Here is an 11,700-nt window from a genome sequence, read left to right as displayed (position 1 = left end):
TCGGGCTCGAAGTGCATGGCGACGCCGCCAAGGTGGTCCGCACCAGCGTCTATGACAAGACAACGCACATCGTCACCATAGCGCTCGACGATCGCGGCCAGTACGTGCCGGCGCAGGAACCGGAGCCGAATCCGGAATTGCTGACGGCGTTCGATGATTCGTCGGCGCCGGTGGTGGTGCGCGGCAACCTGCCGAACGTCTATGACGGCATTTACCGCGCCGCCTATTCCTATGGCATGTCGAAGAAGCTGACCCAGCAACTGGTCAAGCTCCTGGCCTCCGGCGTCGACTTCCAGTCGAGGCTCAATCCGTCGGACCGCATCGACGTGCTGTTCTCGCAGCCGGACGGTGACGACCAGGCCTCCGACGATTCGGAACTGCTCTATGTCTCGTCGACGTTCGGCGGCCAGACGCGCAACTTCTACCGCTTTCAGATGCAGGACGGATCGACCGACTATTTCGACGAGGACGGATCGAGCGCCGAGCAGTTCCTGCTGCGCAATCCCCTGCCCGCCGGAAAATTCCGCTCCGGCTTCGGCGCTCGCCGGCATCCGATCCTCGGCTATGTCCGCATGCATACCGGCGTCGACTGGGCAGCCCCCATCGGAACGCCGATCATTGCCGCCGGCAACGGCACCGTCGAAAAAGCCGGCTGGGCCGGCGGCTATGGCAAGCAGATCATCCTTCGCCATGCCAATGGCTACGAGACCTCCTATAACCACCAGAGCGCCTTCGCCAAAGGCATCGAACCTGGCGTCCACGTCCGGCAGGGTCAGGTCATAGGCTATCTCGGTCAGACCGGCCTCTCCACCGGGCCACATCTTCACTACGAGCTGATCGTCAACGGTACCAAGGTCGACCCGATGCGGGTGCGCCTGCCGGTCGGCAAGGTACTGAAGGGCGACGACCTGGTCGCCTTCAAGCGCGAACGCGAGCGCATCGACGATCTGCTCAAGCAGGAAGACGGCAATTCGCTGAAGGTCGCGAGCGCCAAGATCGAAGGCTGAGCCCTCACACTCGACACCGTCGAAAATCATATTTGGCCCAAATCAGAGCATTTCGAATCGGACCGGCTCCGAATCAGGTCGGCTGATTCTCTTCGGCGCGTGACCAAGGCAGCTTTTGCCCCGAAACGGTTGCCCAGGCGATGACAGCAGCAAGCAGGCAAAGCACGGCCGTCACCGTCGACACCGCAGAGAACGCAGCATCGCTGGCGGCGAGCCGCGTCGCTTCGAGTTCCGGCGCGAGCGCCGCCGAGACTGGTTCGCCGAACCCCGGAATGCCGGGCCTGACGCTGGTGTCGAGCATCGTCGAATAGACCCAGGCGGCCAGCGACCCCATCGCCGCTACCGCGATCAGTCCGCCAATGCGCGAAACCGCGTTGTTGATGCCGGAGGCGGCACCGGTATCCTTGTCCTCGACCGCCGTCATGATCGCCGTCGACAGCGGCGACACCACCAGCGCCATGCCGAGCCCCATCACCGCCATTAGCGGAAACGTGCCGGTCCAGAAATTGTGCATGCCGCCATGGGTAAGCAACGCAAGCCCGGCAAAGGCGATAGCGACGACCAGGCAGCCGCTGGCAATCGGAAACCGCGGACCGATCCGGTCCGACCACTGGCCGACGGGACCCGACAGCAGCGCGATCGCCGCCGACAGCGGCAGGAAGATGAAGCCGACTTCCTTGGTGCTCAGCCCCCATCCGGCGATCAACAGCATCGGCAGGTAGAACAAATTGGCCGAGAGCGCGAAATACAGGAAGAAGGTGGCGACGTTGGCGCCGGCGAAGGCGCCGATCCGAAACAGCTTGAGATCGATCATCGGCTCGCTCTGCCGAAGCTCGAAGACGATGAAGACGACGAGCAGCACCGCTCCCGCGGCGATGCTCGGCCCTGACATCAGTCCACCGCCTTCGGCGCTCATCGCGGTCAGCCCATAGGCAAGCGCCCCGAAGGCAAGCGTGGCGAGAGCGGCGCCGCCGAGATCAAGGCTTCGCTTCTCCGTCGGCGCGTCTGCGGGAATCTTGGCCAGCAGCAGATAGATCGAGATCAGGCCAAGCGGCAAATTGACGGCGAATATCGCCCGCCAGATGCCGCCGCCAAAGGCCGACAGGACAAAGCCGCCCAGAACCGGACCGAGCGCCGTTGTCAGCGCCGAAGCGGCGGCCCAGATGCCGATCGCCCGGCCGCGCTCCTTCTTCGGATAGGCCTTTGCGATGATGGCAAGGCTGCCCGGCACCATGATAGCCGCACCGATGCCCTGAATGGCGCGAAAGGCGATAAGCACCAGCGCATTCGGCGCCATCGCGCAGGCAAGCGAAGCGACAATGAACAGCGCAATGCCGGCCACGAATGCGCGGCGCAGGCCGAACCGGTCGCCGGCAGCACCCCCCGCCAGGATCAGCGCTGACAGCGTCAGCGCATAGGCGTTGGAAATCCATTGCGCTTCGGCGAGGCTGGCGCCGAGATCGACGCGCATTGCCGGCATGGCGATGGCCAGGATCGAGCCGTCGATAAAGCCGAGCGCGGATGCCAGGATCGCCGCGACCAACACGAATTTGCGTTGCGACCGCGGACAGAACGTGCCGTTGGAAACAGAACTGCTCGGGGAAACTGCTGCATCGCTCGGAGACTTCATGAGCGTCTGCTTAGGCTTGTTGCAGGCAGGCAACAACCAGCCAGCGCCCCACCGTCATGACTCCAGTTCCGGCAAAACCCTGCCCCCATGGGCAGGGTCACATCAATCCGGGTGTAAAGCGCCGAGGCCGTGTTAGGTTCAGAGATGCAAGCAAAGGGGAAGCCGTATGAAACGACCACTCGAAGCATCGGCGGAGGCGCGCGGACGCGTCGTCGGCATCACCGATGGCGTCTTTGCCATCGCGCTGACCCTGATCGTGCTCGAGATCCGGGTCCCGGCGCACCAAATGGTCCACTCCGAAGGCGAACTGCTTTCGGCGATCGCAGCATTGGCGCCGCGCTTCCTGACCTATGCGCTGAGCTTCCTGACGCTGACCATCTTCTGGTTCGGCCAGCAGGCGCAGCACGGGCTGATCGCCAGGTCCGACCGGCGGCTTGCGACGCTGAACCTGTGTTTTCTGGCCTTCATCGCCCTGCTGCCGTTCTCAACCGACCTTCTGGCCGACTTCCTCGAATTCAGGACCGCGGTGCTGGTCTACTGGCTCAACCTTTTTATGCTCGGCGTGACGCTGTTCTGCAGCTGGTGGTATGCGGACAAGAACGGCTTTCTGGCGGAAGACCTCGACGCCGAAACGACGCACACCGTCTATATGCGCATCGTCAAGGCGCAGATCCTGTGGGCGATCGGCGCAGCGCTGTGCCTGATCACGCCGCTGCTTAGCATCGGTTTCATCCTGCTTGTGCAGCTCATCTATGCCGCCGCGCCGCGCGCCTCATTGCTGCGTAAACTCATCGGTTGAGGTCCCGCCGACATCCGCGATTGTTGGTCCGCCGACGAATTCCACCGTGACGCCCGGCGAGACGAGTTTGGCCAGTTCGCGCGCGTCCCAGTTGGTCAGGCGCACGCAGCCATGGCTTTCGGTCTTGCCGATCTTGGAGGGGTCGGGCGTGCCGTGAATGCCATAAGTCGGCTTGTCCAGCGCGATCCAGACCGAGCCGACCGGGCCGTTCGGTCCCGGCGGAATGGTCAGGATCTTGTCGTTCTGGCCCTGCTTGAAATTGATGCTGGGGTTGTAGGTGTAGTTCGGATCGAGCGCGACGCGCGACACCGTGTGTGTGCCGGTTGGCGACGGCGTGTCGGCCGAACCGATGGTGGCGGGATAGGCCGCGACCAGCTTGCCGGCGGCATCGTAGGCGAACACCTGCTTCTTGTCCTTGTCGGCGACGATGCGGGCAACCGGGGTCGAGACCAGCCTGCCAAAATTGGCGACCTTGATAATCGTGCCTGGGCGGTCGAAGCCGCCTTCGGGATTGAGCGCCTTCAGGTAATTCTCATCCATGTGGAAGCGCTCGGCCAGGGCTTCCGTGACGGAGGTGTAGGCCATGCGGTCGAGCTGCGCCTTCTGGCTGTAGTCTTCCGGTATCGAGGCGACATAGGGACCGGCTGCGTCCTCGGGCGTGATCGTGTAATTTGCGAAAGCATCGCCGCCGGATTGCGCAAGGGCTGCCTGGATGCCGACCGCGTCGGTCGAGCGCAGATTGCTGCCGGTGATCTGGTTGTAGGCGGCCAGCGCCTTGTCGACATTGGAGCCGAACCGCCCGTCGATGACGCCGGGCGAGGCGCCGGCGCGGTCGAGCAGCACCTGCAATGCCGCCACATCCTGGCGCGCGCCGAGTGAAAGCGAGGGATCGACGACAGTCTTGCCGCCCTCGGTCTTAGGCGGCAGAGCAGCCTGATCGCCGGGCGCCGCCGGCTCGGCGGGATCGATCGAAGCTTCGTTCAGCGGCTGGCGCTTGACAGGGCGCGGCTCGGCCGAGTTCGGCGCTTCCGGATAGGTGTCGCTGTAGTTGCCGTCATCCTGCGGCGCCGACGGATAGGCATCCACCGAGCTGTCGGGATCATACTCGTCGTCCGGCGGAATGACCCTGCCTTGCTCTTCCAACTGCTTGCGGCGGAACCGCGCCATGTCTTCGGGATCGTCGAGATAGTAGCGGTCATCGTCCTCGACCGGTGCGCGGCCGAGTTCGCGCGCCCGCAGCTCGCGACGCAGCGCACGGCGGTCGAGCCTGGTCTGCGGCGGCTGGATAGCGATGACCTTGCCGGTGTCGGCATCTACGATGACGCGATTGCCCCTGGCATCGTAATAGATGTCGAGATTGCCGTCCTGGGCAAGCACAATGCCGCCGCTATCGGCAGCGCGAACAACCGGCAATGCGTCATCCACCGTCGGCGATGCCATGGCGCTGGATGCAAGCAGCCCGGCGGCAAACACCGAAAAGGCAAAGATCGTGCGGAACATCGTGGTCAAACTCTCCGGTACTTACAGCGCCGCGCGTCCATCCGGATGCGCAAGGAGGCTGTAACACTTCATATCTGCGCATGATCCTTTCCGAAAATCGCATCCGATTTCGGGGTCATGTGTAATTGCCGCCGCTCCGGCAGTGTTCCCTTCAGAACGCACTCGCCTCCGTTTGGATGCGCAAGGAACGCCCTGACCGTCAAAAGCTTGCAGGCAAACCCCTTTGGCAGCAATCCAGAACATAAGCTTTCCAACATGAACCGGGCATGAAGATGGCGGATTTCACGTCGCTACAGGCCCAATTCCTTGCGCATCTGCTTCGTCAGCTTGAGGACGACGAGGCGATGGCTTTCGCCGAGATAGTCCTTCAGCGCATCATCATCCATGCTTTGGCTTGTCTGACGCTGGATCCATTTCATGCCGCGCGAGGCCAGATAGGGCGCAGGTCGGCAGCCCGGCTCGTCCTTCAGAATGTCATAGGCCATTTCAGAACATTTGAAGGTGACGAAAAGCTGGCCGCCATCATTCCAGCCGCCGATGGCAAAGACCTTGCCGCCGACTTTCCAGACATGCGCGCCGCCCCATTGCACGACATGAGTCGTCTGCGGCAGCGAGGCGCAGAAGCTGTTGTAGTCGTCCAGCGTCATCTGAACCCCGCCAAAGGATTGTTATTTCATAAGAAAATGCCGCGCGTCCGATAGGACGCGCGGCACGGTGTCAGGCTGCGGCTTCGGTCGCCACCACCGTAGGCTTCGACCGGAAATTCAGCCTGTCGGAGCCGGCGGTGACCTTGACGGTCGAGCCGTCGAGGATCTCGCCGAGCAGGATCTTCTCGGCCAGCGGGTCCTGCAGGTCCTTCTGCATCACCCGCTTCAGCGGCCGCGCGCCATAGGCCGGGTCGTAGCCCTTTGCCGCCAGCCAGTCGATCGATTCCTGGTCGAGCGACAGCGTGATCTTGCGGTCGACGAGCAGGCTTTCCAGCCGCTTGAGCTGGATCTCGACGATGCGGCCCATATCCTGCCGGCGCAGCCTATGGAACAGGATCACCTCGTCGACGCGGTTGAGGAACTCCGGCCGGAACGATGTCCTGACGACGCTCATTACCTGGTCGCGCACGTCGTCGACATCTTGATCCTCGCGGAGATCGACAAGGTAATCGGCACCGAGGTTCGACGTCATGATGATCAGCGTGTTGCGGAAGTCGACCGTGCGGCCCTGCCCGTCGGTGAGGCGCCCGTCGTCGAGCACCTGCAGCAGCACATTGAATACATCCGGATGCGCCTTCTCGATCTCGTCGAACAGCACGACCTGATAGGGCCGGCGCCGCACCGCTTCGGTCAGCGCGCCGCCTTCCTCATAGCCGACATAGCCGGGAGGCGCACCGATCAGCCGGGCGACCGAGTGCTTTTCCATGTATTCCGACATGTCGATGCGTACCAAGGCACTCTCATCGTCGAACAGGAAATTGGCCAGCGCCTTGGTCAGCTCCGTCTTGCCGACGCCGGTCGGCCCGAGGAACATGAACGAGCCGATCGGCCGGTTCGGATCTTGCAGGCCGGCACGAGCCCGACGCACAGCCTTGGACACCGCCTGCACTGCCTCGCCCTGGCCGACGACACGCTTGCCGATCTCGTCTTCCATGCGCAGCAGCTTGTCGCGTTCGCCCTGCAGCATCTTGTCGACCGGAATGCCGGTCCAGCGCGACACGATATGGGCGACGTGGTCAGGCGTGACCACCTCTTCGACCATGCCGGCCTTGCCGTCCTGGGCCTCGGCTTCCAGGAGCTTCTTCTCCAACTCCGGGATCTTGCCATAGGCAAGCTCGCCGGCGCGCTGGAACTCACCCTTGCGCTGGGCAATGGCAAGCTCGTTTCGTGCCTCGTCGAGCTGCTTCTTGAGATCGGCGGCGAGCCCAAGCTTTTGCTTCTCGGCCTGCCATTTGGTCGTGATCTCGGTCGATTCCTCCTCGAGGCCGACGAGTTCCTTTTCCAGACGGGCGAGCCGGTCCTTCGAGGCGTCGTCGGTCTCGACCTTCAGCGCCTCGCGCTCGATCTTGAGCTGCATGATGCGGCGGTCGATCTCGTCCAGCGCTTCCGGCTTGGAATCGACCTGCATCCTCAGCCGTGAGGCGGCTTCGTCGACGAGGTCGATCGCCTTGTCCGGCAGGAAACGGTCGGCGATGTAGCGATTGGACAAGGTTGCCGCCGCCACCAGTGCCGAATCCGAGATCCGCACCTTGTGGTGCTGCTCGTATTTTTCCTTCAGGCCGCGCAGGATCGAAACCGTGTCTTCAACCGACGGCTCGTCGATGAAAACCGGCTGGAAACGACGGGCAAGTGCGGCATCCTTCTCGACATGCTTGCGGTATTCATCGAGCGTGGTGGCGCCGACGCAGTGCAGCTCGCCGCGCGCCAATGCCGGCTTCAACAGGTTCGAAGCGTCCATGGCGCCATCGGCCTTGCCGGCGCCGACCAGCGTGTGCATCTCGTCGATGAACAGGATGATGCCGCCGGCCGCAGAAGTGACTTCGTTGAGCACGGCCTTCAGCCGCTCCTCGAACTCACCGCGATATTTGGCGCCGGCAATCAGCGCGCCCATGTCGAGCGCCATCAACTGCTTGTCCTTCAGCGATTCCGGCACGTCGCCATTGACGATGCGCAACGCCAGGCCTTCGGCGATCGCCGTCTTGCCGACGCCGGGTTCACCGATCAGCACCGGGTTGTTCTTGGTGCGCCGCGACAGCACCTGGATGGTGCGGCGGATCTCGTCGTCGCGGCCGATGACCGGGTCCAGCTTGCCGGCGCGTGCGTCGGCGGTCAGGTCGCGGGCGTATTTCTTCAGCGCATCATAAGCCTGCTCGGCGCTCGCTGAATCGGCGGTGCGGCCCTTGCGGACATCGTTGATGACCTGGTTCAGTGCCTGCGCGGTGACACCGGCCTTGGACAGGATATCGGCCGTCTTGGCAGATTTCTCCATCGCCAGCGCCTGCAGCAGTCGCTCGACGGTGACAAAGGAATCGCCGGCCTTCTTGGCCAGCTCTTCCGCCGTCGAAAACACCTTGGCCAGCGGCTGCGCCAGATAAAGCTGGCCGTTGCCGCCTTCCACCTTGGGCATTGCGTCAAGTGCGGTCTCGACGCCGAGCTTGACGTCACGGACGTTGCCGCCGGCGCGCTCGATCAGCGAAGCGGCCAGCCCCTCATCGTCGTCGACGAGGACTTTCAGCATATGTTCGGGGGTGAATTGCTGGTGATTGCGCGAGAGCGCCATGGTCTGGGCGGACTGAATGAATCCGCGGACGCGCTCGGAGTATTTCTCGAGGTTCATGTCTGTCTCCTTCCATCACCGGCCCGCTTGCGGCACCGGATCAGATTGCGGTGACGGACCCGCTCATCGGAGCCGGGTCCAGTTCCCGCCAGATATGGGGCGCAAACCATTGCCGCTCAAGACTCGCCGCACAGGATATTGCATGCCCGGGCAAACGAAAACGGCGGAGATTTCTCTCCGCCGTTTCAAGGATTACCGTCTTGTTCGGTCAGTTGTTGGCGTCGACGACGAACGGGTCGCCGGCCGGGCTTTCAGCCGGTGCCGTATCCACCACCTCGGTGGCTGCGGCGGTTTCGCTGGCGCTATCCGCCTGTTCACCACCGGACTGGTTGTCACTGACGTGATCGGCATTGGTGCGCGGGCGGCGCGGACGCCGCGGGCGGCGGGCAGCGCCGCTGTCGGCGGCTGCCTCATTGAGCTCGGCCTGGGCAGCAAGAGCCGCCGGCGACAAGTTTTCGTACAGCGGTGCCGGCTCGGAGAAACCGGTCTCGGCCGCAGGCTCAGCCGCAGCGACGGATTCCCCCTGTGCCGGCGTCTCGTTGAAGCGCTGCTGGTCGCCGCGCTGACCGTTCTGCTCGCCGCGCTGGGCAAAGTCGCCACGCTGCTCGTTCTGGCCATAACCGCCAGGACGACGGTCACGGTTGCGGCCATTGTTGTCGCGCCCGTTATTGTTGCGGCTATTGTTATCGCGGCCATTATTGTTCTCGCGGCCGTTTTCCTGGCCATATGCCAGTTCGGCTGGCGTGCCTTCGATCGTCGGCTGCGGACCGTTGCCGGGATTGGCCAGCGGAGCCTGTGTCTCGCCGCCATTGCCGTTGCCGGCATTGTCGAAATCGTCGCGATCTTCATCGTCCTCGAAATCGTCGCGGTTCTGCTGGGCATTCTGGATCGGCATCTGCGCCTGCGCGGCGGCGATGATGCGATTGTAGTGCTCGGCGTGCTGGAGGTAGTTTTCCGCCATCACCCGGTCGCCGGAGCTTTGCGCGTCACGGGCCAGAGTGGCGTATTTTTCGGCGATCTGTTGAGCCGATCCGCGGATCTTCACGTCCGGGCCGTTGCTCTCGTAGTTGCGCGTCAGGGGATTGGGGCCCTTGCGGTTGTTGTTGTTATTGTTGTTGCCACCGCCGCCGCCATTGTTGTTGCGACCGCGCATGCGCCTGTTCTGCTGTTGTGGCCTCATAAGACTCTCTTCATTTTGAAATTTTCGAAAAACGTTTCACGAACGGAGGCGCTCATGCAGCCAGCCGTTTCGTTTCTTCACCGGCGTTCGCCCGCATCAATTGCGTTGGCGCCACGTGTCATCCTGTTCCGGTTACATCACTTGCCGGACGATTCCCGCACGAAGCTTGGGCGTCGTTTGCGCAAGAAGGCAGCTATTTCCAAGGAAAACCGAATCGCTAAGAGCACTGCCTGCTTCGTCTCATCCGGTTAAGGCGGACCCTAGCCGCATTCCCCGGCATTGCCAAGCGCTTTTTTGCACTGCGTCAAGGCTTTCCCTGTTCAAACATAAGAACCCTGTCGTTTCCGCCAAGATCGACAAATGCCCCGGTCAGCCTGTAGCCGGCTGCCGCGAATATGTCTTTGACCTCATTGCGCTGCGTGTGGCCGATCTCGACCGCAATCTTGCCTTGTGCTTCCAAAAACCTTGCCGCCTCGGCGGCGATGATCCTGTAGGGGCCAAGACCGTCCACACCGCCATCGAGCGCTCTGTGCGGATCGAAATCGCGGACCTCGTCCTGCAGATTTCCAATGTCTTCGAAGGATATATAGGGAGGGTTTGCGGCAATTACATGGTACCGGCCGCAAACTTTTGCGAACCAGTCGGAGTGCAGCGCCTCGAACCGGCCGGCTAGCCCGGTTTGCCTGGCATTGCGCGTCGCGGTCGTGAGCGCATCCTGTGAAATATCCACGCCGGTGGCGGTCGCGGCGGGAACGGCGCTGAGCAAAGCCAGCGCAATGGCGCCGGTGCCGGTGCCAAGATCGAGAATGCGGCATTCCCCCAGCCTTTCAGCCGTTTCGCTGGCAAAGGGCAGGACCGCCTCGACCAGCGTTTCGGTGTCCGGCCGCGGCTCCAGCGTTTCCGGCGACAGCGCGAGCCGCAGCCCATAGAATTCGCGATAGCCGAGGATGCGGTGCACCGGTTCGCCGGCCAGGCGGCGGCGCAAGGCGGCGTCGATCGCAGCAACGGCTCCGGCGTCGACCGCACTTTGTGGCTCGGCTATCGCCTGTGTGCGGCCGGTGCCGGAGAAATGCTCGACGATCAGCCTGGCGTCCAGCGCCGGATCGGCGACGCCGGCCGCGGCAAGCCGCTCCCGCGCTGCCCGCAGCAGCGGCCCGAGCGTGCCGGGCAGGGTGTCAGCCATCGAGGCCGATATCGGCAAGCAGCTTCGACTGGTGGTCGGCGATCAGCGCGTTGATGACCTCGTCGAGCTCGCCCATCATCACCCGGTCGAGCTTGTAGAGCGTCAGGTTGATGCGATGGTCGGTTAGCCGCCCCTGCGGGAAATTGTAGGTGCGGATGCGCTCGGAACGGTCGCCCGACCCGACCTGTGATTTGCGCGCTTCGGAGCGCTCTTCATCCGCCTTGCTGCGCTCCATGTCATAGAGCCGCGCGCGCAGGATCTGCATGGCTTTGGCCCGGTTCTGGTGCTGCGATTTCTCCGCCTGCACCACCATGATGCCGGTCGGCAGATGGGTGATGCGCACCGCTGAATCGGTGGTGTTGACGTGCTGGCCGCCCGAACCCGAGGCGCGCATCGTGTCGATACGGATGTCTTCGGCTCGGATATCGACATCGACCTCTTCGGCCTCCGGCAACACGGCGACCGTCGCGGCCGAGGTGTGGATGCGCCCGCTGGCCTCGGTCGCCGGCACGCGTTGCACGCGATGCACGCCGGATTCGAATTTCAGATGCGCAAAGACGCCCCGGCCGGAAATGGTGGCGATGATTTCCTTGAAGCCGCCGGCATCGCCATCGCTTGCCGACACCGTCTCGAAGCGCCAGCCGCGTTCGGCGGCATAGCGCTCATACATGCGAAACAGGTCGCCGGCGAAAAGCGCTGCCTCATCGCCGCCGGTGCCGGCGCGGATTTCGAGGATAGCGTTCTTGTCGTCGGCGGCATCCCTGGGGAGCAGCAGGATCTGGATATCCTTCTGCAGTTCCTCGATACGCTCCTCGACGCCGGGCAGATCGGCTTCGGCCAGCGCCCGCATCTCGGCATCGGTGCTTTTATCGGCAAGCATCGCTTCGAGGTCGGCCTGTTCATGCTCTGCCGAACGCAATTCCCTGACCTTGGCCACCATGTCCTGCAGCTCGGCATATTCCGATGCCATCTTCACATAGGCATCGGCCGCCGGCCCGGCCGACATCTGCGCTTCGAGCATCTCGAAACGCTTGACGACCTGATCCATACGCTCGCGGGGAAGGTTGACCATGGGCT

Annotated in this window: 9 protein-coding genes (1 of these 9 cut by a window edge); 2 read left to right on the top strand and 7 right to left on the bottom strand. The window is 63.2% G+C overall.

The window, feature by feature from the left end:
- Positions 1-1,007, top strand: the 3' portion of a protein-coding gene (locus tag ACWGTO_RS02625) for a M23 family metallopeptidase (protein ID WP_454573301.1). 964 nt of this gene lie to the left of the window's left edge; 1,007 of the gene's 1,971 nt are visible here — the last part of the coding sequence; its start codon lies beyond the left edge, outside the window; the stop codon is at positions 1,005-1,007.
- A 73-nt stretch (positions 1,008-1,080) separates the two neighbouring features.
- On the opposite strand, the gene ACWGTO_RS02620 is transcribed toward ACWGTO_RS02625, so the two are convergent.
- The gene (locus tag ACWGTO_RS02620; protein ID WP_454573300.1) at positions 1,081-2,637 is read right to left on the bottom strand and encodes an MFS transporter; all 1,557 of its coding nucleotides are present in this window, start codon (positions 2,635-2,637) and stop codon (positions 1,081-1,083) included.
- 166 nt (positions 2,638-2,803) lie between these two features.
- On the opposite strand from ACWGTO_RS02620, the gene ACWGTO_RS02615 reads away from it, so the two are divergent.
- Positions 2,804-3,436, top strand: coding sequence for a TMEM175 family protein (locus ACWGTO_RS02615; protein ID WP_454573299.1), 633 nt, complete (start codon positions 2,804-2,806; stop codon positions 3,434-3,436).
- Here the strand turns inward: ACWGTO_RS02615 and ACWGTO_RS02610 are convergent.
- The 6 genes from ACWGTO_RS02610 to prfA all read right to left on the bottom strand — a co-directional run bounded on the left by ACWGTO_RS02610 (position 3,410) and on the right by prfA (position 11,695).
- Positions 3,410-4,936, bottom strand: a complete 1,527-nt coding sequence (locus ACWGTO_RS02610) for a L,D-transpeptidase family protein (RefSeq protein ID WP_454573298.1) — start codon at positions 4,934-4,936, stop codon at positions 3,410-3,412. The two genes, ACWGTO_RS02615 and ACWGTO_RS02610, sit on opposite strands and share 27 nt — an antisense overlap.
- Positions 4,937-5,226: 290 nt before the next feature.
- A complete protein-coding gene (locus tag ACWGTO_RS02605; RefSeq protein WP_454573297.1) occupies positions 5,227-5,583 on the bottom strand; it encodes an MmcQ/YjbR family DNA-binding protein in 357 nt (118 codons plus the stop codon).
- 70 nt (positions 5,584-5,653) lie between these two features.
- Complete coding sequence (clpB, locus tag ACWGTO_RS02600) at positions 5,654-8,260, bottom strand: ATP-dependent chaperone ClpB (protein ID WP_454573296.1); 2,607 nt, start codon at positions 8,258-8,260, stop codon at positions 5,654-5,656.
- Positions 8,261-8,468: 208 nt separating this feature from the next.
- Positions 8,469-9,440: a DUF4167 domain-containing protein gene (locus tag ACWGTO_RS02595; protein WP_454573295.1), complete on the bottom strand. Its 972-nt coding sequence runs from the start codon at positions 9,438-9,440 to the stop codon at positions 8,469-8,471.
- Between the two features lie 304 nt (positions 9,441-9,744).
- Positions 9,745-10,623 carry a peptide chain release factor N(5)-glutamine methyltransferase gene (gene prmC, locus ACWGTO_RS02590; protein ID WP_454573294.1) on the bottom strand — a complete coding sequence of 293 codons (879 nt, stop codon included), beginning with the start codon at positions 10,621-10,623 and terminating at the stop codon, positions 9,745-9,747.
- On the bottom strand, positions 10,616-11,695 hold the full coding sequence (gene prfA / locus ACWGTO_RS02585) for a peptide chain release factor 1 (RefSeq protein ID WP_454573293.1): 1,080 nt from the start codon (positions 11,693-11,695) through the stop codon (positions 10,616-10,618). The genes prmC and prfA overlap by 8 nt, the downstream gene beginning before the upstream one ends.
- Between the last annotated feature and the right edge of the window lie 5 nt (positions 11,696-11,700).

This window comes from Mesorhizobium sp. PL10, from assembly GCF_053714315.1.
The sequence above is the reverse complement of the archived record's forward strand: the minus strand, read 5'-3'. Positions and strand labels throughout refer to the sequence as shown.

What these genes read in the sequence shown, in the direction of transcription:
- ACWGTO_RS02620 (WP_454573300.1), bottom strand. Translation starts at nt 2,637, where the DNA reads ATGAAGTCTCCGAGCGATGCAGCAGTTTCCCCGAGCAGTTCTGTTTCC.
- ACWGTO_RS02615 (WP_454573299.1), top strand. Translation starts at nt 2,804, where the DNA reads ATGAAACGACCACTCGAAGCATCGGCGGAGGCGCGCGGACGCGTCGTC.
- ACWGTO_RS02610 (WP_454573298.1), bottom strand. Translation starts at nt 4,936, where the DNA reads ATGTTCCGCACGATCTTTGCCTTTTCGGTGTTTGCCGCCGGGCTGCTT.
- ACWGTO_RS02605 (WP_454573297.1), bottom strand. Translation starts at nt 5,583, where the DNA reads ATGACGCTGGACGACTACAACAGCTTCTGCGCCTCGCTGCCGCAGACG.
- clpB (WP_454573296.1), bottom strand. Translation starts at nt 8,260, where the DNA reads ATGAACCTCGAGAAATACTCCGAGCGCGTCCGCGGATTCATTCAGTCC.
- ACWGTO_RS02595 (WP_454573295.1), bottom strand. Translation starts at nt 9,440, where the DNA reads ATGAGGCCACAACAGCAGAACAGGCGCATGCGCGGTCGCAACAACAAT.
- prmC (WP_454573294.1), bottom strand. Translation starts at nt 10,623, where the DNA reads ATGGCTGACACCCTGCCCGGCACGCTCGGGCCGCTGCTGCGGGCAGCG.
- prfA (WP_454573293.1), bottom strand. Translation starts at nt 11,695, where the DNA reads ATGGTCAACCTTCCCCGCGAGCGTATGGATCAGGTCGTCAAGCGTTTC.